Genomic DNA, 23,301 nt, shown 5'->3' on the forward strand with positions numbered 1-23,301 from the left:
GGACGGGACCAGCCCCCGTCCGCCCCTTTCAAGGAGTGTCCCCATGACCAGCACGAACGGATATTTCGACATGATGGCCGCGCCGATGCGGATCGGCACCGTGCGGCTGAAGGTACGCGACCTCCCTCGCCTGTCGGACTTCTACCAGTCCACCCTCGGCCTCGCCCCGGTCGACCGGGAGGCGCGCGCCGTCACCCTCGGCACCGGCTCGACCCCGCTCCTGCGCCTCGAGGGCGATCCCGGCCTCGCCCCCGTCGATCCGCGGCAGGCGGGCCTCTACCATACCGCCTTCCTGATGCCCTCCCGCGCCGATCTCGGCCGCTGGCTCGGCCATGTGGCCAAGACAGGCGTGCAACTGCAGGGCGCCTCGGACCACCTCGTCAGCGAGGCCCTCTACCTCGCCGATCCCGAGGGCAACGGTATCGAGGTCTATACCGATCGCCCGGTGCAGGCCTGGCATGGCGGCGACGGCGAGATCCGCATGGCCACCGACCCGCTGGACCTTCAGGACCTGCTGGCTGCCGGGGGCGAGACCGAATGGTCCGCCTACCCCGAGGACGGCAGCATTGGCCATGTCCACCTGCAGGTGGGCGATACGCGGGCGGCGGACGGCTTTTACCGCGACATCCTCGGCTTCGACATCGCCACGCGCTATCCGGGCGCGAGCTTCTACGGCAGCGGCGGCTATCACCACCAGCTTGCCGGGAACGTCTGGCACAGCCGCAATGCCGGGCCGCGGCCGAAAGGGATGGCGGGTCTCGCCGGGGTCGAACTGATCCTGCGCGACAAGGCCGACCGCGACGCGATCCTCGCGCGGGCGGAGGCGGCGGGGATCGCGCCGGACGCAACGGCCCTGCGCGACCCCTGGGGCACGGCCATCGCCCTCGCCTGAGGGCGTCTGGCATCCGCCCGCGGCGCGCGCTAGGCAGCGCCCATACCGAGCCGCGGGAGGCCCCATGCCCATCGTCACCGTCCTCGCCGCCCCCGCCCGCGCCGACCTCGACGCCGCGCGCCTCGACCGGCTGCGGGCGGCTCTGGGCGGGGCGGAGGCGCGGTGGCTCGCCGCCGGCATCGCGGCGGAGTTCGCGGTGGCGGGGGCGCCCGCGGATTTCGAGGCCACCCGCATGGGCCAGCAGGCCGAGGGCTTCGACCTCGCCCTCCTGCCTGACGCGGGCCGCCGCAAGCGCCTGCTGCTCGCGGACATGGACTCCACCATGATCGAGCAGGAATGCATCGACGAGCTGGCCGATCTGGCGGGCGTCGGCCCGCGCGTGGCGGAGATCACGGCGCGGGCGATGAACGGCGAGCTGGATTTCGAGGGCGCGCTGATCGAGCGCGTCGGCCTCCTTGCCGGGCTGCCCGGCAGCGTCGTCGCGGATGTTCTTGCGGGCCGCATCACCCTGGCGTCCGGCGGGCGCGAACTGGTCGCGACCATGCGCGCGGGCGGCGCCTGGACCGCCCTCGTCTCCGGCGGCTTTTCCAGCTTCACCGGGCCGGTGGCGGAGATGCTGGGTTTCGACGAGCACCGCGCCAACACCCTCACCGAGACCGACGGCAAGCTGCACGGCACCGTGGGGATGCCGATCCTCGGCCGCGAGGCGAAGCTGGTGGCGCTGCACGAGATCGCGGCGCGCCATGGCCTGACGCCCGCCGATGCGATCGCGGTGGGGGACGGGGCCAATGACCTGCCGATGCTGATGGCCGCCGGTCTCGGCGTGGCGCTGCACGCCAAGCCCTCGGTCGCGGCGCAGGCGCAGGTGCGGCTGCATCACGCGGACCTGACGGGGCTGCTCTACCTGCAAGGCTATCACGCCGACGAGATCGTGCGGGTCTGACATGGACCTCGGCGCCGAGATCGTGCTGGCGCTGATCGGCGCCGCCATGGCCGCGGGCTTCGTGGACGCGATCGCGGGAGGCGGCGGGCTCATAACCATCCCGGCGCTGATGCTGGCCGGGGTGCCGCCTGCGGGCGCGCTCGCCACCAACAAGGTGCAGGCGGTGTTCGGCGCCGCGACCGCCGCCATCGCCTATGCCCGCGCCGGGCATGTGGACCTGCGGCGGCAGGCGGGGGCGGCGGTGCTGGCCTTCGCGGCGGGGCTCATCGGCTCGCTCGCCATCTCGGCCCTGCCGACCGGCTGGCTGCGCCCGGTGCTGCCAGTCCTGCTGATCGCCATCGCCGCCTATTTTGCGTTGAAACGCGGCCTCACCGACGCCGACCGCCGCCGCCGCCTCTCGCCCGCGGGTTTCACCGCGCTCGTGGTGCCGGTCGTCGGCCTCTACGACGGGTTGCTGGGCGCGGGGGCGGGGTCGTTCTACATGCTCGGCTTCGTCACGCTGGCGGGCTACGGCGTCTTGAAGGCGACGGCGCATACGAAGCTGCTGAACTTCGCCTCGAACCTCGGCAGCCTCGCGGGCTTCGCGCTGGCCGGGCAGCCGCTGTGGCTGATCGGGCTGGCGATGGCCGCAGGGCAGGTGCTGGGCGCGAGCCTCGGTGCGCGGCTGGCGATGCGGGGCGGCGCGCGGGTCATCAAGCCGCTGCTGGTCGTGACCTGCACGCTGATGGCCATGCGGCTGCTCTGGGACGCGTTCTAGCGCGGGAAGCCCGGTGCGAGGCGCAAGCCGCCGGTCTCGAGCCCGCGCCAGTTGCGATGCGCGCCGGTGAGGTAGGTCCCGACCACCGGATGCTCGCGCGGCAGCGCGCCCAGATGGACCAGCAGCGCCACGATCGCCGCCTCGGAGGCGCGAGCAGCGCCGTCCTCGACCTTCACCGCGATCCCCAGGCCCCGCTCGGGCCAGATCGCCACGAACACCGCCTCGGCCCCGGTCTTGACCGCCACGCGCCCGCCGGTCGCGCGCATGATCGCGGTGCAGGACCGCCCCTCGCCCGCGACCAGTTCCGGGTGCTTCAGCATCGCCGCGACGAGGCGCGCCATCGCCTCGCCGCGCTTGCCGCCGTCGGGGCGGGCGAAGCGCGCCATGCCCTGCGCAAGCGCGCCGATGGTCCCGGCGAAGTTCGGGGCCGAACAGCCGTCCACGCCCCAACCGGCGGCGGTCTCCTCCGTCACCTCCTCGAAGGCCAGACGGACCGCGCGCTGCACCGGATGGTCAAGCTCCACATAATCCGGCCCGCCGCCCAGCCTCTGGTTCAGCGTGAGAAATCCCGCGTGTTTGCCCGAGCAGTTGTTGTGCAGTTGGCAGGGCGCCTCGCCCGCACAGGTCATCCGCTTCGCCTCCGCCTTGTCGCCCGGCATGTGACTGCCGCAGCGCAGCGCCTTCTCGCCCAGGCCGATGCCCGCGAGCCACCGGCCCACGCGCTCCGTATGAATCACCGCGCCGCTGTGGCTCGCGCAGGCGAGCGCCAGTTCCTCGGTCCCGAGACGCGCCGCATCCGCCGCGCCGCTCTCGATCAGCGGCAGCGCCTGGATCATCTTGCAGGACGAGCGCGGGAAGATCACCGCGCCCGGATCGCCCCAGGCAGCGACGATGCCGCGCGCATCGGCCACCACGGCATGGCCGCGATGCACCCCTTCGCGCAGGTTTCCGCGCCAGAGTTCGATCATCTCCGCTGCGGCCATGTTTTCCCTCCTGACAATCGCGCGATTTTCCGCCGGCGGCATTCCCGTCGCCCCGGCCATTCGCTATCGTGACCCGCAAGTGGCCGCAAAGGCCACAGCGCATGACGTCGGACAGGAGCCTGAGCAGCCATGACCACCCCTTTCCTCCGCGGCGTCGCTGCCGCCGCCCTCGCCATTGCCGCCCTCGGCGACGCTGCATCGGCGCAGCAAAGCTCGAACGTGATCGGCAACCAGGGCGACTGGACCGCCTTCCGGGCCGACAGCCCCAAGGAATGCTGGGCCGTGTCGCCGCCGACGAAGACCGTGAACACCCGCGACGGCAAGCCGGCCGAGGTGCAGCGCGGCGACATCCGCCTCTACATCGCCTACCGCCCCGGCCAGAACGGCGAGGTCAGCTTCACCGGCGGCTATCCCTTCGCCGAGGGCTCGAATGTCGGCCTCCAGGTCGGCAGCCAGACCTTCCAGCTCTTCACCGAGGGCGAGAGCGCCTGGACCGGCTCGCCCGACGATGACGCGAAGGTGATCGCGGCGCTGCGCGGCGGCTCGACCGCGGTGCTGACCGGGCGCTCCTCGCGCGGGACGGCGACGACCGACACCTTCTCGCTCGCGGGCGCGACCGCGATGACCAACGCCGCGCGCGACGCCTGCAAGTAAGGGCGGGACTGGCGGAACGCGGCGCGGGCACCCATATAGACCGCTCCCCTGCCCCGGATTCGCCATGACCGCCACCGCGCCGATCACCCAGGACGTCCTGACCCTGCCCCGCAGCCTCCCGGCTTCGGGGCGGCTCAACATCGTGGGCCTGACCCGCGCGCAACTGCGCGACGCGCTGATCGAGGCGGGAACGCCCGAACGGCAGGCGAAGATGCGCGTCGGCCAGGTATGGGCCTGGGTCTATCACTGGGGGGTCCGCGACTTCGCCGCGATGACCAACCTTGCCAAGGACTACCGCGCCATGCTGGCGGAGCGGTTCGAGATCGCGCTACCCGAGGTCGTGACGCGGCAGGTGAGCGAGGACGGAACGCGAAAATACCTGCTGCGGATCGCGGGCGGGCATGAGGTCGAGACGGTCTACATCCCCGAGGAAGGGCGCGGGACGCTCTGCGTCTCCTCGCAAGTCGGCTGCACGCTGACCTGCACTTTCTGCCACACCGGCACGCAGAAGCTGGTCCGCAACCTGACCGCGGGCGAGATCGTGGGCCAGCTGATGGTGGCCCGCGACGACCTGGGCGAATGGCCCGAGCCGGGCGCGCCGAAGGACGAGACGCGGCTGGTCAGCAACCTCGTGCTCATGGGCATGGGCGAGCCGCTCTACAATTTCGAGGCGGTCCGCGACGCGATGCAGGTGGTGATGGACGGCGAGGGGCTGACCCTCTCGCGCCGCCGCATCACGCTCTCGACCTCGGGGGTGGTGCCGGAGATCGCGCGCACGGCCGAGGAGATCGGCTGCCAGCTGGCGGTGTCGTTCCACGCGACGACGGATGCGGTGCGCGACAAGCTGGTCCCGATCAACCGAAAGTGGAACCTCGAGGCGCTGCTGGGCGCGCTGCGCGACTATCCACGGCTCTCGAACTCCGAGCGGATTACCTTCGAATATGTGATGCTCGACGGCGTGAACGACAGCGACGAGGACGCCCGGCGGCTGGTCAAGCTGATCCGCGGCATCCCGGCCAAGATCAACCTGATCCCCTTCAACGAATGGCCGGGCGCGCCCTACAAGCGGTCGAGCTGGGAGCGGATCGAGGCCTTCGCCGACATCGTCTACAAGGCCGGCTACGCCTCCCCGATCCGCACCCCGCGCGGCGAGGACATCATGGCGGCCTGCGGCCAGCTCAAGAGCGCGACGGAGCGCGGGCGGAAGTCCCGCGCCGAGATCGCGGCCGAGGCGGCGACGGCGTAGGGTGCGTGGTTCCCACGCACCATGTCGCGTGAGCCACGGACAGGTGCGTGCAGAGCACGCACCCTACGCCTCGATCACGCTCCAACCTTCCACGCCTCATCCCTCGCCATCGCGGCCCTGAGCCCCGGCCGCTCCTTGCACCGCGCCACCCAGTCCCGGATCGCGGCGTCGTCGGGCGTCACGTCCGGGAACCACACGAACGGACTCGCCATCAGCAGGTCCGCCGCCGAGTAATCCTTCCCCAGCAGCCACGGCCCTTCCGCAAGTGCCGCGCGCAGCGAGGCCGTCACCTCGTCCATCCCGCGCAGCCCGGCAGTGATCGCCGGATGGCTGATCCCGGCCCAATCGAGGATCATCACCGGCTCGACCACGCCCTGATAATAGAACAGCCAGCTCAGGAACCGCCCGCGCTGCGGATCGCCCGGCGGCCGGCCGAGGCCCGCCTCCGGGAAGCGGTCCGTCAGGTAGGTGATGATCGCGCCGCGCTCGCGGACATGATCCTCGCCGTCCACCAGGTAGGGCACCTTTTTCTCGGGATGCGGGTTCCGCGGGTCCGGCGCGCCGGAGCCGTCCTGCCGCGGAATGGTCACGACCTCGATCTTGAGCCGGTCGGCGATCCCCATCTCCTCGACGAGGGCGAGGATCGTGGTCGAGCGGGATTGCGGCGCGTGGTAGAGGGTCAGCATGGCTGCCTCATTGGCTGGTCCCGGAGGCGCTCAGGCGCTCCACGGCGGAAGCGTGCAACAAGCCACGTCCTGCGGCTAGCCAGCCGTCGGATTAGCGCGCAAGATGCCGCCGATCAGCCGTTCTGCTTCATCAGCCGCTGCTTCTGCCGGTTCCAGTCGCGCTTGGCCTCGGTCTCGCGCTTGTCGGCGAGCTTCTTGCCCTTGGCGATGCCGATCCTGACCTTCACCCGGCCGCGCTCGTTGAAATACATGGCCAGCGGGATCAGCGTCATGCCCTCGCGCCCGACCGCCTGGTGCAGCCGCGCCAGTTCACGGCGCGAGACCAGCAGCTTGCGCCGCCGCCGCTCCTCGTGGCCGAAGACGCCGGCCTGCATGTAGGTGGCGATGTAGCTGTTAATGAGCCACAGCTCGCCCCCCTCGACCGAGGCGTAGCTTTCGGTGATCGCGCTCTGCCCGGTGCGGAGGCTCTTCACCTCCGAGCCGGCCAGCACGATCCCGCATTCGATCGTGTCCTCGATCGCATAGTCGTAGCGGGCGCGCCGGTTCTCGGCGATCAGCTTGCTGTTGGGGTCGGATTTTTCGGCCATGACGGCAAGCGATACGGGCGCGGGCCGGGGCTGTAAAGCCGCCCTCACCCGGCCTCGGCCTCCATCATCAGCCGCCCGTCCCCCGCCGCAATCCAGAGGCGGCTGCCCCGCCGCACAAGGGTCGCCGCCTCGCCGCAGATCAGCGCCGAGCGACCGCGGAAGGCGAAGCGGCGGAGCGGCTGCGGCGCGGCGAGCATCAGCCGTTGCGCCAGCAGGGGGCCGTGGACGACGAGGCCGCCGTAGCCCTCGACCGCCCGAGCATAAGGGGCGTCGTAGTGGATGCGATGACCGTTGAGCGTGAGGGCCGAGTAGCGGAAGAGTAGCACCTCGTCGAAAGTCAGCGACGCCGTCTCCGCCCCTGTCGGATCGGGCGCAGGCGCAGGCTGCGGGGCGGTGCCGCCTTCGGCGCGATACACCAGATCCTGCCACTCGGTGACGCAGAGCCGCCCGTCCTGCGAAATCTCGTGGCGCAGCGTCACGAAACCCAGCGGCCCGCTGCGCCCCTCCTTCCGCTCGACTGATTCCCGCACGGACCGCTTCACCGCCTCCCGCCCGGCATGAAGCGGCGCGGCGAACTCCAGCCGTCCGCCCGCCCACATTCGCCGCGGCAGGCCGAGGTCCGGGATCAGCCCGTCGCCCACCGCCGCATGCCCGTCGCGGCCGAGTGCGGCAGCGGGGCGGGCGTCCCAGAAATACACCTGATGCGCGAAGGGCGGCAGCGGCTCGCCCTCGCGCCAGTCGAGGTCCAGCACGGCGGCCAGCGCCGTCATGCGCGCCGGGTCCATCATGTCGGTGCGGGTGAACTCCATGGCCGCGAGGTTGCAGGCGCACGGCGGCGGGGGCAAGCTCGCCGGGCAAACGGGAGGCGGTCATGCGGCACGGCGGGCAGATTCTGGTGGATGCGCTGAAGGCGAACGGCGTCGAGCGCGTGTTCTCGGTGCCGGGCGAGAGCTTCCTCGCCGCCCTCGACGGGCTCCTCGACTCGGGCATCCAGAACGTCGTCTGCCGGCAGGAGGGCGGGGCCGCGATGATGGCCGAGGCGGCGGGCAAGCTGACCGGTCGGCCCGGCATCTGCCTCGTGACCCGCGGGCCGGGGGCGACGAACGCCTCGGCCGGGGTGCATGTGGCGAGGCAGGACAGCACGCCGATGATCCTCTTCGTCGGCCAGATCGCGCGCGGCGACCGCGACCGCGGGGCGTTCCAGGAGGTGGACTACCGCCAGATGTTCGGCGGCCTCGCCAAATGGGCGGCCGAGATCGACGACACCGCCCGCATCCCCGAATATGTCAGCCGCGCCTTCCACCTCGCCATGTCCGGCCGCCCCGGCCCGGTGGTGCTGGCGCTGCCCGAGGACATGCTGTCCGAGACCTGCGACGTGCCCGACCTGCCGCCGCCGGCGCCCCGCATCCGGGGCGTCGCGCCGGCGGCGGTCGAGGCCGTGACCGAGGCGATCGCCTCCGCGCAGCGGCCGCTGATCGTGCCCGGCGGCAGCCTCTGGGCGCAGGAGGACGGCGAGGCGCTGCGCCGCTTCGCCGAAGGCTGGGAACTGCCGGTGACGGCCCCCTTCCGCCGCCAGAGCCACATGGACAACGAATCACCCTCCTACGCGGGCGATCTCGGCGTCGGCATGAGCCCGAAGCTCGGCGAGGCCCTGCGCGCGGCCGATCTGGTCGTCTCCCTCGGCTCGCGGCTCGGCGACACGCTGACGCATGGCTACACGCTGATCGACCCGGCGAAACCCCGCCCGCGCATCGTCCATGTCCATCCCGATCCGGACGAGCTCGGCCATGTCTGGGTGCCGCAGCCCGGCATCGTCGCCGATCCGCGCGACATGGTCGCCGCGCTCGCCGAGGCCCCGCCGCCCGCCACGCGCCCCTGGGCGGCGCAGACCCGCGCTCTCAGGGCCGATTACGAGGCCTGGCGCATGCCGACGGAGACCCCCGGCATGGTGAAGCTGGAGCGCGCCGTGTGCTGGCTGCGCGACCATCTGGCCCCTGACGCGATCATCACCAACGGCGCCGGCAACTTCGCCGCCTTCGTCCACCGGTACCACAGTTTCCGCCGCTGCGGCACGCAGCTCGCGCCCACCTCCGGCTCGATGGGCTACGGGTTGCCGGCGGCGGTCTCGGCCAAGATCGCGCGACCATCGCAGACGGTCGTCTGCTTCGCGGGCGACGGCGACCTGCAGATGACGCTGAACGAGCTCTCGACCGCGCAGCAATACGGTGTCGCGGTGATCGTGATCGTGGCGAACAACGGCCGTTACGGCACGATCCGCATGCATCAGGAGAAGCACTATCCGGGCCGCGTCTCTGGCACCGACCTCGCCAACCCGGATTTCGCCGCGCTCGCCCGCGCCTATGGCGGCTTCGGCGCGGTGGTCGAGAACGGCGACGACTTCCCCGAGGCTTTCCGTCAGGCCGAGGCGGCGGGGACGCTCGCCATCATCGAGCTGAAGCTGGACCCCGAGGCGCTGACCACGAACCTGACCCTAACCGAAACCCGCGCCGCCGGCCTGAAGGCCTCCGCTTCGCCTTGATCCAAATATCCTCCGGGGGTCCGGGGGTGGAAAACCCCCGGCTTGCGCGCTAATCCGCAAACATGCTCAAGACCCGCATCATCCCCTGCCTCGACGTGGCCGACGGCCGCGTCGTCAAGGGCGTCAACTTCGTCGATCTCGTGGACGCGGGCGACCCGGTCGAGGCCGCGCGCGCCTATGACGCCGCGGGCGCCGACGAGATCTGCTTTCTCGACATCCACGCCACGCATGAGAACCGCGGCACGATGTATGACCTCGTGACCCGCACGGCCGAGCATTGCTTCGTGCCACTGACGGTGGGCGGGGGCGTCCGGACGCCCGAGGACGTGCGGGCGCTGCTGCTCGCCGGGGCCGACAAGGTCAGCTTCAACTCGGCCGCAGTGGCGAACCCGGACGTGGTCGCCGAGGCCGCGGACCGCTTCGGCAGCCAGTGCATCGTGGTCGCGGTGGACGCCAAGACCGTGGCGCCGGGCAAGTGGGAAATCTTCACCCATGGCGGCCGCCGCGCGACCGGGGTGGACGCGCTGACCTTCGCGCGGACGGTGGCGGCGCGGGGGGCGGGGGAGATCCTGCTTACCTCGATGGACCGCGACGGCACGCGCGAGGGGTTCAACATCCCGCTGACCCGCGCCATCGCGGATGCGGTGGACATCCCGGTGATCGCCTCGGGCGGGGTCGGGAACCTCGATCATCTGGTCGAGGGCGTGATCGAGGGCCACGCCTCGGCCGTCCTCGCCGCCTCGATCTTCCACTTCGGCCTCTACACCATTGCCGAGGCCAAGGCGCATATGGCCGCCGCCGGCATCCCGGTGCGGCGGACGTGAGTGGGCATACGCTCGACCGGCTGGCGGCGACCATCGCCTCGCGGAGGGGCGCCGACCCGGCGTCGTCCTGGACCGCGCAGCTGCTGGCGAAAGGGCCGGAGAAATGCGCCGAGAAGTTCGGCGAGGAGGCGATCGAAGCCGTCATCGAAGCGGTGAAGGGCGACCGCGCCCGGCTGACAGCCGAGGCAGCGGACGTCCTCTATCACCTGCTCGTGATGCTGGCGGCGCGGGATGTCGCCTTCCCGGCGGTGCTGGACGAACTCGACCGCCGCGAGGGGCGGTCCGGGCTTGACGAGAAGGCCGGGCGCTGAGCGGCGCTTTCGCGGCCGCGACAACGGGTCTATATACCCGTGAAGCGCCGCGCGGCAGAACGCGGCTTTCCATGACGAGGACGGCATGACCGACGACCCGCAGACCGATTCCACCGGCCGGCACGGAGGCGATGTCGCCTTCATCTCGGCGCTTGCCGAACTTCTCAATCGCAACGAGCTGGCCGAGCTGGAGGTCAAGCGCGAATATGGCGAGAACGACCGCCTGACGGTCAAGGTCGTGAAGCAGGCCCGTCCCGTCGCCGTCCCACAGATGATCCACGCGCCGCAGCCCGCCGCCGCGCCGCAGGCCGCCGCCCCTCAGGCGCCCGAGCCGCGCAGCGACGATCCGGCGAGCCTCCCCGGCGCCATCACCTCGCCCATGGTCGGCACCGCCTATCTCTCGGCCGAGCCGGGCGCGGCGGCCTTCGTCACCCTCGGCCAGCAGGTCGCCGAGGGCGACACGCTGCTGATCGTCGAGGCGATGAAGACCATGAACCACATCCCCGCCCCGCGCGCCGGAATCGTGCGGCGCATCCTCGTCGATGACGGCAGCCCGGTGGAGTTCGGAACGCCCCTGATGGTCCTCGAGTGAGGCAGGGTCCATGTTCGACAAGATCCTGATCGCCAACCGCGGCGAGATCGCGCTGCGCGTGGTGCGCGCCTGCCGCGAGATGGGCATCCGCTCGGTCGCCGTGCATTCGACCGCCGACAACGATGCCATGCATGTCCGCATGGCCGACGAGTCGGTCTGCATCGGCCCGCCCCCGTCCTCGGCCAGCTACCTCTCGATCCCGGCCATCGTCGCCGCCTGCGAGATCACCGGCGCGCAGGCGATCCATCCCGGCTACGGGTTCCTGTCCGAGAACGCGAGTTTCGTGCAGGTGCTGGAGGATCACGGCATCACCTTCATCGGCCCCACGGCCGAGCATATCCGCATCATGGGCGACAAGATCACCGCCAAGGAGACGGCGAAGGCCCTCGGCATCCCGGTGGTCCCCGGCTCGGAGGGCGGCGTGCCCGACTTCGAGACCGCGCGGCGGGTGGCCGAGGAGATCGGCTATCCGGTCATCATCAAGGCCACGGCGGGCGGCGGCGGGCGGGGCATGAAGGTCGCGGCCGATGCAGGCGCGCTCGAGGTCGCCTTCCGCACCGCGCGGGCCGAGGCCAAGGCGGCCTTCGGCAATGACGAGGTCTATATCGAGAAATACCTGCAGCGCCCGCGGCATATCGAGATCCAGGTCTTCGGCGACGGCCGCGGCAATGCCGTCCATCTGGGCGAGCGCGACTGCTCCCTGCAGCGCCGCCACCAGAAGGTGCTGGAGGAAGCGCCCGGCCCGGCCATCACGGATGAGCAGCGCGACGAGATCGGCCGCATCTGCGCCGATGCCGTCGCGCGCATCAACTACATCGGCGCCGGCACCATCGAGTTCCTGTTCGAGGACGGCGAGTTCTACTTCATCGAGATGAACACCCGCCTGCAGGTCGAGCATCCGGTGACCGAGGCCGTCTACGGCGTCGACCTGGTGCGCGAGCAGATCCGGGTCGCGGCGGGCGGGCCGATGGAGTTCCGGCAGGAGGCCCTGATCCCCCGCGGCCACGCCATCGAGGTCCGCATCAACGCCGAGAAGCTGCCGAACTTTGCCCCCTCGCCGGGGCGGATCAGCCAGTATCACGCGCCGGGCGGCCTCGGCGTCCGCATGGACAGCGCGCTCTACGACGGCTACCGCATCCCGCCCTATTACGACAGCCTGATCGGCAAGCTGATCGTCCACGGGCGCGACCGGCCCGAGGCTCTGGCGCGGCTGAAGCGCGCGCTGGGCGAGCTGATCGTGGACGGCGTCGATACCACCGTGCCCTTGTTCCAGGCGCTGCTGGCCGAGCCCGACATCCAGCGGGGCGACTATTCGATCCACTGGCTCGAGCGGTGGCTCGCCGCCAACCTGGCCGAAGGCTGACCGAGGGCCGCGCGCGGTGGAGGGCCTAACGCCGCAGTTGATGCTGCGCGCCTATGCCGCCGGCATCTTCCCCATGGCCGATGCCGCCGACGACCCGGGCCTGCACTGGATCGACCCGCCCTTCCGCGGCGTCCTGCCGGTCGGCGGCATCCACGCCTCGCGCTCGCTGCGCCGCAGCCTGCGCCGCGGCGGCTGGTCGGCAACCCTGAACGCGCGCTTCGAGGCGGTGGTGGACGCCTGCGCCGACCGGCCCGAGACCTGGATCAACGCACCGCTGCGCGGCCTCTACCGCGAGCTTCACGCGATGGGCTTCGCCCATTCGCTGGAGGTCTGGCGCGAGGGCGAGCTTGCCGGGGGCACCTTCGGCATCGCGCTCGGCGGCGCGTGGTTCGGCGAGAGCATGTTCTCGGCCCGGACCGACGGCTCGAAGCTGGCGCTGCTGTGGCTGTCGCATCAGCTGGGCCGCTGCGGCTTCCGCCTCTTCGACACGCAGTTTTCGACGCCGCATCTCGAAAGCCTCGGCGGGCGCGAGATCTCGCGCCGGGCCTACCGCGCGGCGCTGTCCTCGGCATTGTCGGTGCCGGCCTCGCTCTCCGGCCCGCTGCCGGAGGCCGCCGCGTTGCTGCAGGAAACGACCCAGATGTCGTAGCGGGCGTCATCGAGGGCCGAGATCGCGGGCGATGAGGCGATCATCCAGCCGCTGAACACGGTATGCCGGGCGACGGTGTCGGTGATGGTCAGCGCGGCGAAGGCGTCGGACCCGGGGTCGTCCACCGGATAACGGCACTCACCCAAACGGACCTCGAGCCGGCCGAAGCGCACCGCCTCGCCGGTTTCGAGGGTCAGGTCGGTGGTGGTGCCCTTGATCTTGTCGAGGCCGCGCAGCACCGCCACCGTCCCGCGGGCCGCGGCAGCGGCGGCGGCCTCGGCCGAGCCGCCGCCGTGACGGTCAGGCCGCGGCTGCGGCTGCGCGAGGGCGGGCGTGGCGAGTAGCAGCAGGCAGACCGCTGCGAGGCTATTCCGGCTGCCAGGCGTCATAGTCGCGCCGGCGCAGCGGCACCGCGTTCACCAGCGAGCCGTCGGGATGGTAGGCGCCGGGCGTTCCGGTGAGGTTCGGCTGCGCCGGAAGCTCCCACCGCTGGCGCGGCAGCGGCGCCTCGGTCGGCGGCAGCTCGAAGGTGTGGTGCAGCCAGCCGTGCCATTCCGGCGGCACGGTCGAGGCCTCGGCCTCGGCGGCATAGATCACCCAGCGGCGGCCGTTTGCGGACTGGTAATAGGCGTTGCCCAGCGAGTCCTCGCCCACCCTGTTGCCGTGGCGCCAGGTGTGGAAACGGGTGTTCAGCGTCTGGCGGTCCCACCAGCCGAAAACTCTGCTCCAGAAGCTCACGCGCGTCCTCCGGCTGCAAGCACTCGCGCCGGGTATGGCGCAAGCCCCGGCCGAGGTCCAGCCCGCTCTGGCGCGGCGGGACGCGCCGCGTTATCTCGTCGTAAGGACGCGCGCTTCGGGACGACCGGCAGGCAGGACCGCGATACATGGCCGATTACGAATACACCGTCATCCCCTCGCCCCTGCGGGCCGACAAGACGAAGGGCTCGCGCACCCCTGCCGACCGTTTCGCGGCGGCGCTGGCCGGTGTGCTGAACGACCTCGCCGCGGAGGGGTGGGAGTATGTGCGGGCCGAGACCCTCCCCTCGGAGGAGCGCAGCGGCCTCACGGGGCGCGCGACGGTCTGGCACAACGTGCTGGTCTTCCGGCGGGCGGCCAGCGGTATCGGGGCGAGGCACCAGGAAGCGCCGCAGCCCGCCCCGCTGGCCCCGCCGTCCGAGCCGGTTCAGCCCGCAGCAGGCGCCGCCGCCTCGCCGGCGGCGCCGGGCGAACGCTGAGACCCTACGCGAACGCGCCGGCCGCGCGCTCCACCCGCGGATAGTAGAGCGCCATCGTCACCCCGCGGGCGACGAACATGACCATCAGCGCCGCCCAAAGCCCGTGGTTGCCCCAGGTCTGCGGCAGCACGGCGAGCGCCGGCACATAGACCATCACCGAGGCCGTCATCGACAGCCGCATCTCGCGCGTGAGCGTGGCGCCGGTGAAGATGCCGTCGAAGACCCAGCTCGCGACCCCGAGGACCGGCGCGAGGGCCGCCCAGACCAGATACTCGCGCGCCGCCTGCCGCACGGTGGGCGAGACCGCCAGAAGGTCGATCAGCGCAGCCCCCGCGGTGATGTAGAACACGCCCAGCAGCACCGCGCCGCCAACCGCCCAGAGCGATGTCATCAGCGCCGCCTGCCGCACCCGCGCGGGGCGCCGCGCGCCGATGGATTGCCCGACCAGCGTCTCGGCCGAGAAGCAGAAGCCGTCGAGCGCGTAGGCGGTCAGCATCAGGAACTGCATCAGCACCTGGTTGGCCGCCAGCACCACGTCGCCCTGCCCCGCGCCGAGGAAGGTGAAGCTGCTGAAGGTCAGTTGCAGCAGCAGCGACCGCACCATCAGGTCGGCGTTGACCCTGAGCAGCCGCGTCATCGCCGGACGCTCGAACAGGCCGGTGGTCCGCAGCGCCGCGGCAAGCGGGCGCCGCGCCAGCCACAGCCCGACCGCGAAGCCGCTGTATTCCGCCACCAGCGTCGCCGCCGCCACCCCCGGCACGCCCCAGCCGATGCCGAGGACGAACCACAGGTCGAGCACGATGTTGACCGCCGTCAGCACCAGTTGCAGCGCCAGCACCGCGCCGGTCCGCTCGACCCCGATCAGCCAGCCGTTGATCGCGAAAAGGCCGATCATCGCCGGCGCGCCCCAGATGCGGATCTCGAGATACTCGCGCGCCAGCCCCTCGACGGCCGGGCTGCCCGGCGCGATGCCGAGGGCGAGTCCGAAGAGCGGCCGGTGCAGCAGGATCAGCGCGAGCCCGATGCCGATGCCGATGGCCAGCGCGCGGGCGAGGTGGCGCCCCGATTCGACCTCGCGCCCGGCGCCGTGGGACTGCGCCACGAGGCCGGTGGTGCCCATCCGCAGGAAGTTGAAGATGAAGTAGAGCATCCCGAGGATCGTGGCCCCGAGCCCCACGCCGCCGATCGGCTGCGGCGTGCCGAGCTGGCCCACGACGCCGGTATCGACCGCGCCCAGCAGCGGAATCGCCGCGTTCGACAGCACGATCGGAACCGAGATGGCGAGGATGCGGCGATGCGTCAGCGGCCGCAACGGCGGCGCGGCGGAGGCCTCAGCCACGGCTCGGCATCAGGAAATGCCCGGTCGCCTGGGCGATCAACCGGGCGCGGTTGTCCTGCCAGGCCTCGACATGGACCGAGGCATAGCGCCGCCCCGAGCGCACCACCCGCGCCCGCGCATAGGTGTCCCGCGGCAGGCCGGAGCGCAGGTAGTCCACCGTGATGTCGATGGTCTTCGGCAGCCGCGGCAGCGCCGCGGGAAGCGCCGCATCGGCCGCGACGGCGCCCGATTCCATCTCTTCCCAGAGCGAGGCGAAGGTCAGCTCGACGATGGCCGCGGTCTCGAGAAAGCTGGCCGTCGCGCCCCCATGCAGCGCCGGCAGCAGCGGATTGCCGATCAGCTTCTGCTGGAACGGCAGCACCGCGGTCAACTCGTCGCCGCGGCGATCGAACTGGATGCCGAGGAAGCGCAGATAGGGGATCGAGCCGGTGATCGCGGCCAGCATCCCGTCGCGGCGCGACTTGATCCGTTCCAGCGGCTCGTTGCGGTCGGACATGGGGTCAGCCTGTGTTGGTGAAGGCGCCGGCGGCAGAGGCCACCGGTCGGTCGGGATCCTCGTCCCAGGCGGTCGCGCGGACGAAGACCACGCTGCGGGTCGCGTGATAACAGACGGCCTTCGCCCGCAACCCCTGCCCCGGCGTCGCACCGCGCATGTAGTCGATCCTGAGGTCGAGCGTCGCGGTGGTCGGCGGCTGGCTCGGATGGCTCAGCACCGCCGCGCCGCAGGCGGTGTCGAGCAGCGACGAAACCGCGCCGCCATGGATCACGCCGCTGTGCGGATCGCCCACCAGCGCCTCCGACCAGGGCATCACGATCTCGGCCTCGCCCTCGCCCGCCCGCTCGAGACGGAGGTCGAGGGCATGGGCGAAGGGGATCGCCTCGATGAACTGGCGCGCGATGCGGTTTCTGGTCTCGTCGTCCACGCTGCCGTTCCCTTGCGGTCCTCGCGCGCGACAGTGGCGCGGGGCCCGGCCCGGCGCAAGCAGGCGCGACCTGCGGTTGTGATCGACGCCACGGCACCTTACGTTGCCGGTGCAGAGGCAAGAGGGCGGATCGAAGATGCCGGAGACCGGAGGCGAGCTCAGCTTCAAGGAGATGTGCAGCCGGTTCGACGTCACGCCCCGGACCCTGCGCTATTACGAATACATCGAGCTTCTGAGCCCCCGCAAGGACGGCCGCGCGCGCTTCTACGGCGGGCGCGAGGTGGCGCGGATGACGCTGATCCTGCGCGGCCGCCGCTTCGGATTCAGCCTCGAGCAGATCCGCCAGTGGCTGGAAATGTACGAGAGCCACGGCACCCGCGAGCAGTTCGCGACCTTCATCGAGCAGGCCGAGAAGCAGCTGCAGGCCATCGAGGGCCAGATCGCCGAACTCGCGGCGGCGCGCGACGACCTCGCGGCGCTGCGCGACGAGGCGGCGCGGCTGCGCGAGCAAATGCCGGAACGTCCCGCAAGGCACTGACGCAGCGTCCCGATGACGCAGGCGCGGCGCTGGCCTAGGCTTGGAGTGAAGTGACCGGAAACGGCGCCCGCCACGCCGCCCCGCCGTCCGATAGCACCGCAGGAGCCTGAGTGATGCCGAGCTACACCGCCCCCGTCCGTGACCTGCAGTTCGTCCTCCACGATGTGCTGGGAATTGCCGAGAGCGGGCTGCCCGGCCATGAGGAACTGGACCGCGACTTCACCGCGGCGATCCTCGAGGCCGCGGGCCAGCTCGCCTCCGGGATGCTGGCGCCGCTGAACCGGGTCGGCGACCGCGAGGGCTGCCGGCTGGAGAACGGCGTTGTCCGCACGCCCGAGGGCTTCAAGGCGGCCTTCGATCAGGTGCGCGAGGCCGGCTGGACCGCGCTCGACTGCGATCCCGAATACGGCGGCCAGGGGATGCCCTACGTCCTCGGCCTCGCCACCGGCGAGATCTTCGTCAGCGCGAACATGGCCTTCAACATGTATCAGGGCCTGACCCACGGCGCCTATTCGGCCATCCACGCGCATGGCACCGAGGCGCAGAAGCAGGCATGGCTGCCGAAGCTCGTGAGCTGCGAGTGGACCGGCACCATGAACCTGACCGAGCCGCATTGCGGCACCGACCTCGGGATGTTGAGGACGAAGGCCGAGCCGCAGCCAGACGGCAGCTACCTCATCACCGGGCAGAAGATCTTCATCTCGGCCGGCGACCATGACCTGGCCGAGAACGTGGTCCACCTGGTGCTGGCGAAGGCGCCGGGTGGCGGCGAGGGAACGCGCGGGATCAGCCTTTTCATCGTGCCGAAGGTCCTGGTGAACGGGGACGGCTCGCTTGGCGCGCGCAACGCGGTCAGCGTCGGCAAGCTCGAGGAGAAGATGGGCATCCACGGCAACGCCACCTGCGTCATGAACTACGACGGCGCGCGCGGCTGGCTGCTGGGCGACCTGCACAAGGGCATGCGCGCCATGTTCACCATGATGAACGAAGCCCGCGTCGGCGTCGCGCTGCAGGGCTATGCGGTGGCCGAGGCCGCCTACCAGAATGCGGTGAGCTACGCCAAGGACCGGCTGCAGGGACGCGCCGTGACCGGGGCGGAGAACCCCGACGGCCCGGCCGATCCCATCATCGTCCACCCCGATGTGCGGCGCATGCTGATGGACCAGAAGGCCTTCGTCGAGGGCGCCCGCGCCTTCGCCGCCTGGGGCGCGCAGCTGATCGACCGCGCCCGGCACGGCGATACGGAGGCCGAGGGCCTCGTCTCGCTGCTGACGCCGGTGGCCAAGGGTTTCCTGACCGACAAGGGCTTCGAGGCGACGGTGCAGGCCCAGCAGGTCTTCGGCGGCCACGGCTATATCGAGGAATGGGGCATGTCGCAGTTCGTCCGAGACGCCCGCATCGCCATGATCTACGAGGGCGCGAACGGCATCCAGGCCCTCGACCTCGTCGGCCGCAAGCTGGCGGCCGAGGGCGGCAAGCCTGCGATGGCGTTCTTCGAGATGGTGAAGGGCTTCATCCGGGAGCACGAGGGCGACGCCGCGCTGAAGGAGAGCGTGCTCGACCCGCTCAGGGCCGGGTCGAAGGACCTGCAGGCAGCGATGATGTTCTTCATGGAACGCGGCATGAAGAGCCCGAACGACGCGCTGGCCGGGGCCACGGATTTCCTGCACCTTTTCGGCCATGTCGCGCTCGGCTTCATGTGGGCGCGCATGGCGGTAGCGGCGCAGGCGGGGCTGAACCGCGGCGAGGACCGCGCGTTCCATGAGGCCAAACTCGCCACCGCGCGCTACTACATGGCGCGGCAACTGCCCGCGACGGCGATCCACCTGGCGCGCATCCGCTCGGGCGGGGAGGTGGTGATGGCGCTGCCGGCCGAGGCGTTCTGAGGGGGGACCATGACCGCGCAACTCTGGTGCTTCGGCGAGAGCGGCAACGCCTACAAGGCGGCGCTGACGCTGGAACTGTCCGGCTACGACTGGGAGCCGGTGAAGGTCGATTTCTTCGGCGGCGAGACCCGGACGCCGGACTACCGCGTGCTGAACGCGATGGGCGAGGCGCCGGTCTTCCGCGAGGGCGCCCTGACGCTGACGCAGTCGGCGGTGATCCAGCTGCATGTGGCGGATCGGACCGGCCGCTTCGGCGGCAGCGACCGCAACGAGGTGCTGCGCTGGCTCTTCTGGGACAACCACAAGCTCTCGGGCGTGGCCGGGATGACGCGGTTTCTGGCCAACTTCCTGTCGGAGGAGAAGCGTCCGGCGGAGGTGATCGAGTTCAACAAGGGCCGCCTGAAGGCCACTTACAAGGTGCTCGACCAGCATCTTCAGACCCGCGACTGGGTCGCGGATGCCGCGCCCACGATCGCGGATTTCGCCTGCTGCGGCTATCTCTACTACCCCGAGCCTTTCGGCTTCGACCGCGCCGAGTGGCCCGCGATCAATGCTTGGCTCGACCGCCTCGCCGCGCTGCCGGGCTGGAAACATCCCTATGACCTGATGCCGGGCCGTCCGTCGGACCGGGGGCTGTGATGCCAGTCGCGGCGAGGGTCGCACCGTCAAGACGCCTCCGGCGGGGGTATTTGACGACAGAAGAAGATCAGCCGCGGCGGCGTCGTTCCGCCGCGGCCTTCTCCTGTCGCGGTCATCGGCTCCCCAGCCTGTACCGCGGCGTCGGTTGTCGCATGCGCGGGTTATTTTCCCATGAACCGGCCCCATCTTTCTTCTGTCCGGAAATACCCCGCGGGGGTGCGGGGGCGCTAAGCCCCCGCCGCTGCGCCCGCCACGTGAACGAGGTTCGCCGATGACCGACGCCTATATCTTCGACGCCGCCCGCACCCCGCGTGGCAAGGGCCGCCGCGACGGCAGCCTGCACGAGGTCACCTCGCTCGCCCTCTCGGCCCGGCTGCTGAACGCGATGGCCGAGCGCAACGGGCTCGAGGGCCATGCGGTCGAGGACCTGATCTGGGGCAACGTCACTCAGGTTATGGAGCAGGGCGGCTGTCTCGCGCGCTCGGCCGTCCTGATGTCGGACCTCGACGAGCGCATCCCGGGGGTCTCGATCAACCGCTTCTGCGCCTCGGGCATGGAGGCGGTGAACCTGGCCGCAAACCAGGTGAAGGCGGGCGCGGGCGAGGCCTATCTCGCCGGCGGGGTGGAGATGATGGGCCGCGTGGCAATGGGCAGCGACGGGGCCGCGATCGCGGTGGATCCCGCCCTGGCCATGAAGGCCTATTTCGTGCCGCAGGGGATCAGCGCCGACCTGATCGCCACCGAATACGGCTTCACCCGCGAGGAGGCCGACGCGCTCGCCGTGGAATCGCAGCGCCGCGCGAAGCTCGCCTGGGACGAGGGGCGGTTCGACCGCTCGATCGTGCCGGTGCTGGACCAGAACGGGCTGACGATCCTCGAACGCGACGAGCACATGCGGCCCGACACGACTGTGGAGAGCCTTGCGGGCCTCAAGCCCGCCTTCAAGGAGATGGGCGAGGTGATGCCCGGCTTCGACAAGGTGGCGCTGCTGAAATACCCCCATCTGGAGCGGGTCGAGCATATCCACCACGCCGGGAACTCGTCCGGGATCGTGGACGGGGCCGCGGCGGTGCTGGTCGGAACGAAGGAATGGGGCGAGGCGCGGGGCCTGACGCCACGGGCGCGGATCGTGGCGACGGCGAAGATCGGGACCGACCCGACGATGATGTTGACCGGCCCGGTGCCGGTCACGGACCGCGTGCTCGAAGCCGCGGGCATGGGCATCCGCGACATCGACCTGTTCGAGGTGAACGAGGCTTTCGCCTCGGTCGTGCTGCGCTTCATGCAGGCGTTCCAGGTCGACCCGTCGGTGGTGAACGTGAACGGCGGCGCGATTGCCATGGGGCATCCGCTGGGCGCCACGGGGGCGATCCTGATCGGCACGCTGCTCGACGAGTTGGAGCGGCAGGACAAGGAGACCGGGCTCGCGACGCTCTGCGTGGCGAGCGGGATGGGCGCCGCCACGATCATCGAGAGGGTGTGATGACCGACTTCGCCATGCAGACCGACGCCGAGGGCGTCGCCACCATCACCTGGGACGCCGCCGGGCGCTCGATGAACGTGCTGACGCTCGAGGCGGCGGCGGAGCTGAACCGGCTGGTCGATCAGGCGCTCGGCGACGAGGCGGTGAAGGGCATCGTCATCACCTCGGGCAAGCCCGATTTCGCCGCCGGCATGGACCTCAACGTTCTTGCCGGGTTGAAGCAGGGCGGTGCGCGGGCGGTGTTTGATGGCGTCATGAGCCTGCATCACCTGCTGCGGAAGATCGAGCGGGCGGGCATGGACCCGAAGACGCTGAAGGGCGGCAAGCCGATTGCCGCGGCGCTGCCGGGCACGGCGCTCGGGATCGGGCTGGAACTGCCGCTGGCCTGCCATCGCATCTTCGCGGCCGACAACCCGAAGGCAAAGATCGGGCTTCCGGAGATCCAGGTCGGCATCTTCCCCGGCGCGGGCGGCACCACCCGCCTCAGCCGCAAGCTGGGCGCGATGATGGCGGCGCCCCTGCTGCTGGAGGGCAAGCTCAACGACCCGCAGAAGGCCAGGGCCGCGGGCGTCGTGGACGAGGTGGCCGAGGACCCGGTGGCGGCGGCGAAGGCCTGGGTGCTGCAGGCCAAGGACGCCGATCTGGTGAAGCCGTGGGACGCCAAAGGCTGGAAGATGCCTGGCGGCGCGCCCTATCACCCGGCGGGGTTCATGACCTTCGTCGGCGCCTCGGCGATGGTCAGCGGGCGGACGATGGGGGTCTATCCGGCCGCCAAGGCGCTGCTGAGCGCCGTCTATGAGGGTGCGCTCGTGGACTTCGACACGGCGCTGAAGATCGAGGCGCGGTGGTTCACCTGGGTGCTGATGAACCCGTCCTCGGGCGCAATGATCCGCTCGCTGTTCATCAACAAGGAGGCGCTCGAGAAGGGCGCGAACCGGCCTGACGTGCCGGACCAGAAGGTGCGCAAGCTCGGCATTCTCGGCGCGGGGATGATGGGCGCGGGGATCGCCTATGTCTCGGCCAACGCCGGGATCGAGGTGGTGCTGATCGACAGCGCGCAGGAGGCGGCGGAGCGCGGGAAGGCGTATTCAACCGGGCTGCTCGACAAGGGCATCAGCCGCAAGAAGGTGACGGAGGCCAAGAAGGCGGAGGTGCTGGGCCGCATCACCGCGACGACGGATTACGCCGCGCTCGAAGGCTGCGACCTGATCGTCGAGGCGGTGTTCGAGGACCCCGGCGTCAAGGCCGAGGTCACGAAGAAGGCCGAGGCCGTGATCCCGCAGGACGCGATCTTCGCCACCAACACCTCGACCCTGCCGATCAGCGACCTCGCCCGCGCCTCCACCCGGCCGGAGCAGTTCATCGGCATCCACTTCTTCTCGCCCGTGGACAAGATGCTGCTGGTGGAGATCATCAAGGGCCGGGAGACCGGCGAGCGCGCCGTCGCCAAGGCGCTCGATTTCGTGCGCCAGATCCGCAAGACCCCGATCGTCGTCAACGACGCCCGCTTCTTCTACGCCAACCGCTGCATCATCCCCTATCTCAACGAGGGCATCCGCATGGTCGGCGAGGGCGTCAGCCCGGCGCTGATCGAGAATGCGGCGCGGATGATGGGCATGCCGCTCGGGCCATTGCAGCTGGTGGACGAGACCTCGGTGGACCTCGCGGTGAAGATCGCCAAGGCGACGAAGGCGGCGATGGGGGACGCCTATGCGGGCAACGACGTGGACCCGGTCATCTTCCGCCTCGCAGACGAGGGGCGGCTGGGGCGCAAGTCGAAGGCGGGCTTCTATGCCTATGACGAGGCGGGCAAGCGGCAGGGCCTTTGGGAGGGCCTCGGCGCGAACTGGCCCCGCGCCGAGGAGCAACCGGATCTGACCGAGGTGCAGCAGCGGCTGATGTTCGCGCAGACGCTGGAAGCCGTGCGCGCGCTCGAGGAAGGGGTGCTGACCGACATCCGCGAGGGTGACGTGGGCGCCATCCTCGGCTGGGGCTTCGCGCCTTGGACCGGCGGGCCGTTCAGCTGGCTCGACATGATGGGCGCCGCCCGCGCGGTGGGGATCGCCGAGGCTCTCGCGGCGCGGCATGGCGAGCGTTTCGCGCCGCCCAAGCTGCTGCGCGACATGGCCGAGCGGGGCGGCAGCTTCTACGGCGAGGCCGCCTCGCGCGCCGCTGCGTAAGACTCGCGCGATGTCGCGGTGGCGGGCCGGAACCCTTCGCCGCGACAATCTG

26 protein-coding genes are annotated in these 23,301 nt (G+C 70.7%); 17 read left to right on the forward strand and 9 right to left on the reverse strand.

The genetic code is table 11. The features are described from left to right. The first annotated feature begins 43 nt into the window (after window positions 1-43). The 3 genes from GI374_RS03445 (at window position 44) to GI374_RS03455 (ending at window position 2,592) form a co-directional block, all read left to right on the forward strand. Window positions 44-892 (forward strand): VOC family protein, encoded by an 849-nt coding sequence (locus tag GI374_RS03445; RefSeq protein WP_154335637.1) that lies wholly within the window; start codon window positions 44-46, stop codon window positions 890-892. 64 nt (window positions 893-956) lie between these two features. After that, window positions 957-1,835 (forward strand): phosphoserine phosphatase SerB, encoded by an 879-nt coding sequence (serB, locus tag GI374_RS03450; RefSeq protein WP_154335638.1) that lies wholly within the window; start codon window positions 957-959, stop codon window positions 1,833-1,835. A 1-nt stretch (window position 1,836) separates the two neighbouring features. Further along, window positions 1,837-2,592: a TSUP family transporter gene (locus GI374_RS03455; RefSeq protein WP_154335639.1), complete on the forward strand. Its 756-nt coding sequence runs from the start codon at window positions 1,837-1,839 to the stop codon at window positions 2,590-2,592. Here the strand turns inward: GI374_RS03455 and GI374_RS03460 are convergent. Further along, the gene (locus tag GI374_RS03460) at window positions 2,589-3,575 is read right to left on the reverse strand and encodes an asparaginase (RefSeq protein WP_154335640.1); all 987 of its coding nucleotides are present in this window, start codon (window positions 3,573-3,575) and stop codon (window positions 2,589-2,591) included. The genes GI374_RS03455 and GI374_RS03460 overlap by 4 nt on opposite strands. Before the next feature lie 129 nt (window positions 3,576-3,704). Between GI374_RS03460 and GI374_RS03465 the strand changes: the two genes are divergently transcribed. Further along, on the forward strand, window positions 3,705-4,229 hold the full coding sequence (locus GI374_RS03465; RefSeq protein WP_154335641.1) for an invasion associated locus B family protein: 525 nt from the start codon (window positions 3,705-3,707) through the stop codon (window positions 4,227-4,229). Window positions 4,230-4,293: 64 nt separating this feature from the next. Beyond that, a complete protein-coding gene (rlmN, locus tag GI374_RS03470) occupies window positions 4,294-5,475 on the forward strand; it encodes a 23S rRNA (adenine(2503)-C(2))-methyltransferase RlmN (protein WP_154335642.1) in 1,182 nt (393 codons plus the stop codon). 74 nt (window positions 5,476-5,549) lie between these two features. On the opposite strand, the gene GI374_RS03475 is transcribed toward rlmN, so the two are convergent. From GI374_RS03475 to GI374_RS03485, 3 genes are all read right to left on the reverse strand, one after another. Next, window positions 5,550-6,161, reverse strand: a complete 612-nt coding sequence (locus GI374_RS03475) for a glutathione S-transferase family protein (protein WP_154335643.1) — start codon at window positions 6,159-6,161, stop codon at window positions 5,550-5,552. A gap of 113 nt (window positions 6,162-6,274) precedes the next feature. Next, window positions 6,275-6,748 carry an SsrA-binding protein SmpB gene (smpB, locus tag GI374_RS03480; RefSeq protein WP_154335644.1) on the reverse strand — a complete coding sequence of 158 codons (474 nt, stop codon included), beginning with the start codon at window positions 6,746-6,748 and terminating at the stop codon, window positions 6,275-6,277. A gap of 44 nt (window positions 6,749-6,792) precedes the next feature. Beyond that, a complete protein-coding gene (locus GI374_RS03485; protein WP_154335645.1) occupies window positions 6,793-7,557 on the reverse strand; it encodes a MaoC family dehydratase N-terminal domain-containing protein in 765 nt (254 codons plus the stop codon). 62 nt (window positions 7,558-7,619) lie between these two features. On the opposite strand from GI374_RS03485, the gene GI374_RS03490 reads away from it, so the two are divergent. The 6 genes from GI374_RS03490 (at window position 7,620) to aat (ending at window position 13,026) form a co-directional block, all read left to right on the forward strand. Then, window positions 7,620-9,287 (forward strand): thiamine pyrophosphate-binding protein, encoded by a 1,668-nt coding sequence (locus GI374_RS03490; protein WP_154335646.1) that lies wholly within the window; start codon window positions 7,620-7,622, stop codon window positions 9,285-9,287. 62 nt (window positions 9,288-9,349) lie between these two features. Beyond that, complete coding sequence (hisF, locus tag GI374_RS03495; protein ID WP_154335647.1) at window positions 9,350-10,111, forward strand: imidazole glycerol phosphate synthase subunit HisF; 762 nt, start codon at window positions 9,350-9,352, stop codon at window positions 10,109-10,111. Further along, complete coding sequence (locus GI374_RS03500) at window positions 10,108-10,422, forward strand: phosphoribosyl-ATP diphosphatase (RefSeq protein ID WP_370515117.1); 315 nt, start codon at window positions 10,108-10,110, stop codon at window positions 10,420-10,422. Before hisF ends, GI374_RS03500 begins: the two co-directional genes overlap by 4 nt. Window positions 10,423-10,507: 85 nt before the next feature. Next, window positions 10,508-11,014 (forward strand): acetyl-CoA carboxylase biotin carboxyl carrier protein subunit, encoded by a 507-nt coding sequence (locus tag GI374_RS03505; RefSeq protein ID WP_154335648.1) that lies wholly within the window; start codon window positions 10,508-10,510, stop codon window positions 11,012-11,014. 10 nt (window positions 11,015-11,024) lie between these two features. After that, window positions 11,025-12,377, forward strand: coding sequence for an acetyl-CoA carboxylase biotin carboxylase subunit (accC, locus tag GI374_RS03510; RefSeq protein WP_154335649.1), 1,353 nt, complete (start codon window positions 11,025-11,027; stop codon window positions 12,375-12,377). A 16-nt stretch (window positions 12,378-12,393) separates the two neighbouring features. Further along, window positions 12,394-13,026, forward strand: a complete 633-nt coding sequence (gene aat, locus GI374_RS03515) for a leucyl/phenylalanyl-tRNA--protein transferase (protein WP_370515118.1) — start codon at window positions 12,394-12,396, stop codon at window positions 13,024-13,026. Here the strand turns inward: aat and GI374_RS03520 are convergent. Both GI374_RS03520 and GI374_RS03525 read right to left on the reverse strand, forming a co-directional pair. After that, window positions 12,924-13,415, reverse strand: coding sequence for a DUF2155 domain-containing protein (locus tag GI374_RS03520; protein WP_154335650.1), 492 nt, complete (start codon window positions 13,413-13,415; stop codon window positions 12,924-12,926). The two genes, aat and GI374_RS03520, sit on opposite strands and share 103 nt — an antisense overlap. Continuing rightward, a complete protein-coding gene (locus GI374_RS03525) occupies window positions 13,393-13,764 on the reverse strand; it encodes an NADH:ubiquinone oxidoreductase subunit NDUFA12 (RefSeq protein ID WP_370515119.1) in 372 nt (123 codons plus the stop codon). The genes GI374_RS03520 and GI374_RS03525 overlap by 23 nt, the downstream gene beginning before the upstream one ends. A gap of 146 nt (window positions 13,765-13,910) precedes the next feature. Here GI374_RS03525 and GI374_RS03530 point away from each other — a divergent pair, with 146 nt between their 5' ends. Then, a complete protein-coding gene (locus GI374_RS03530; RefSeq protein WP_154335651.1) occupies window positions 13,911-14,261 on the forward strand; it encodes a DUF4177 domain-containing protein in 351 nt (116 codons plus the stop codon). Between the two features lie 4 nt (window positions 14,262-14,265). Here the strand turns inward: GI374_RS03530 and GI374_RS03535 are convergent, their stop codons facing one another. The 3 genes from GI374_RS03535 to GI374_RS03545 are packed head-to-tail and all read right to left on the reverse strand — an operon-like array spanning window position 14,266 to window position 16,523. Beyond that, complete coding sequence (locus GI374_RS03535) at window positions 14,266-15,600, reverse strand: MATE family efflux transporter (RefSeq protein ID WP_370515120.1); 1,335 nt, start codon at window positions 15,598-15,600, stop codon at window positions 14,266-14,268. Continuing rightward, window positions 15,593-16,096, reverse strand: a complete 504-nt coding sequence (locus tag GI374_RS03540) for a PaaI family thioesterase (RefSeq protein WP_154335652.1) — start codon at window positions 16,094-16,096, stop codon at window positions 15,593-15,595. The genes GI374_RS03535 and GI374_RS03540 overlap by 8 nt, the downstream gene beginning before the upstream one ends. Before the next feature lie 4 nt (window positions 16,097-16,100). Further along, window positions 16,101-16,523, reverse strand: coding sequence for a PaaI family thioesterase (locus tag GI374_RS03545; protein WP_370515121.1), 423 nt, complete (start codon window positions 16,521-16,523; stop codon window positions 16,101-16,103). A 136-nt stretch (window positions 16,524-16,659) separates the two neighbouring features. On the opposite strand from GI374_RS03545, the gene GI374_RS03550 reads away from it, so the two are divergent. From GI374_RS03550 to GI374_RS03570, 5 genes are all read left to right on the forward strand, one after another. Continuing rightward, entirely contained in the window at window positions 16,660-17,061 is a 402-nt protein-coding gene (locus GI374_RS03550; RefSeq protein WP_154335653.1) for a MerR family DNA-binding transcriptional regulator, read from the forward strand. 113 nt (window positions 17,062-17,174) lie between these two features. Beyond that, window positions 17,175-18,947, forward strand: coding sequence for an acyl-CoA dehydrogenase C-terminal domain-containing protein (locus tag GI374_RS03555; RefSeq protein ID WP_154335654.1), 1,773 nt, complete (start codon window positions 17,175-17,177; stop codon window positions 18,945-18,947). Window positions 18,948-18,956: 9 nt separating this feature from the next. Then, the gene (locus GI374_RS03560) at window positions 18,957-19,586 is read left to right on the forward strand and encodes a glutathione S-transferase family protein (RefSeq protein WP_154335655.1); all 630 of its coding nucleotides are present in this window, start codon (window positions 18,957-18,959) and stop codon (window positions 19,584-19,586) included. A gap of 271 nt (window positions 19,587-19,857) precedes the next feature. Next, window positions 19,858-21,069 (forward strand): acetyl-CoA C-acetyltransferase, encoded by a 1,212-nt coding sequence (locus GI374_RS03565; protein ID WP_154335656.1) that lies wholly within the window; start codon window positions 19,858-19,860, stop codon window positions 21,067-21,069. Beyond that, complete coding sequence (locus GI374_RS03570; RefSeq protein WP_154335657.1) at window positions 21,069-23,249, forward strand: 3-hydroxyacyl-CoA dehydrogenase NAD-binding domain-containing protein; 2,181 nt, start codon at window positions 21,069-21,071, stop codon at window positions 23,247-23,249. The genes GI374_RS03565 and GI374_RS03570 overlap by 1 nt, the downstream gene beginning before the upstream one ends. The last annotated feature ends 52 nt before the right edge of the window (window positions 23,250-23,301 follow it).

The organism is Paracoccus sp. S-4012 (assembly GCF_009674885.1).
GTDB lineage: Bacteria > Pseudomonadota > Alphaproteobacteria > Rhodobacterales > Rhodobacteraceae > Paracoccus.

Coding starts and splice junctions, on each gene's coding strand:
- GI374_RS03445 (WP_154335637.1), top strand. CDS start 44: ATGACCAGCACGAACGGATATTTCGACATGATGGCCGCGCCGATGCGG.
- serB (WP_154335638.1), top strand. CDS start 957: ATGCCCATCGTCACCGTCCTCGCCGCCCCCGCCCGCGCCGACCTCGAC.
- GI374_RS03455 (WP_154335639.1), top strand. CDS start 1,837: ATGGACCTCGGCGCCGAGATCGTGCTGGCGCTGATCGGCGCCGCCATG.
- GI374_RS03460 (WP_154335640.1), bottom strand. CDS start 3,575: ATGGCCGCAGCGGAGATGATCGAACTCTGGCGCGGAAACCTGCGCGAA.
- GI374_RS03465 (WP_154335641.1), top strand. CDS start 3,705: ATGACCACCCCTTTCCTCCGCGGCGTCGCTGCCGCCGCCCTCGCCATT.
- rlmN (WP_154335642.1), top strand. CDS start 4,294: ATGACCGCCACCGCGCCGATCACCCAGGACGTCCTGACCCTGCCCCGC.
- GI374_RS03475 (WP_154335643.1), bottom strand. CDS start 6,161: ATGCTGACCCTCTACCACGCGCCGCAATCCCGCTCGACCACGATCCTC.
- smpB (WP_154335644.1), bottom strand. CDS start 6,748: ATGGCCGAAAAATCCGACCCCAACAGCAAGCTGATCGCCGAGAACCGG.
- GI374_RS03485 (WP_154335645.1), bottom strand. CDS start 7,557: ATGGAGTTCACCCGCACCGACATGATGGACCCGGCGCGCATGACGGCG.
- GI374_RS03490 (WP_154335646.1), top strand. CDS start 7,620: ATGCGGCACGGCGGGCAGATTCTGGTGGATGCGCTGAAGGCGAACGGC.
- hisF (WP_154335647.1), top strand. CDS start 9,350: ATGCTCAAGACCCGCATCATCCCCTGCCTCGACGTGGCCGACGGCCGC.
- GI374_RS03505 (WP_154335648.1), top strand. CDS start 10,508: ATGACCGACGACCCGCAGACCGATTCCACCGGCCGGCACGGAGGCGAT.
- accC (WP_154335649.1), top strand. CDS start 11,025: ATGTTCGACAAGATCCTGATCGCCAACCGCGGCGAGATCGCGCTGCGC.
- GI374_RS03520 (WP_154335650.1), bottom strand. CDS start 13,415: ATGACGCCTGGCAGCCGGAATAGCCTCGCAGCGGTCTGCCTGCTGCTA.
- GI374_RS03530 (WP_154335651.1), top strand. CDS start 13,911: ATGGCCGATTACGAATACACCGTCATCCCCTCGCCCCTGCGGGCCGAC.
- GI374_RS03540 (WP_154335652.1), bottom strand. CDS start 16,096: ATGTCCGACCGCAACGAGCCGCTGGAACGGATCAAGTCGCGCCGCGAC.
- GI374_RS03550 (WP_154335653.1), top strand. CDS start 16,660: ATGCCGGAGACCGGAGGCGAGCTCAGCTTCAAGGAGATGTGCAGCCGG.
- GI374_RS03555 (WP_154335654.1), top strand. CDS start 17,175: ATGCCGAGCTACACCGCCCCCGTCCGTGACCTGCAGTTCGTCCTCCAC.
- GI374_RS03560 (WP_154335655.1), top strand. CDS start 18,957: ATGACCGCGCAACTCTGGTGCTTCGGCGAGAGCGGCAACGCCTACAAG.
- GI374_RS03565 (WP_154335656.1), top strand. CDS start 19,858: ATGACCGACGCCTATATCTTCGACGCCGCCCGCACCCCGCGTGGCAAG.
- GI374_RS03570 (WP_154335657.1), top strand. CDS start 21,069: ATGACCGACTTCGCCATGCAGACCGACGCCGAGGGCGTCGCCACCATC.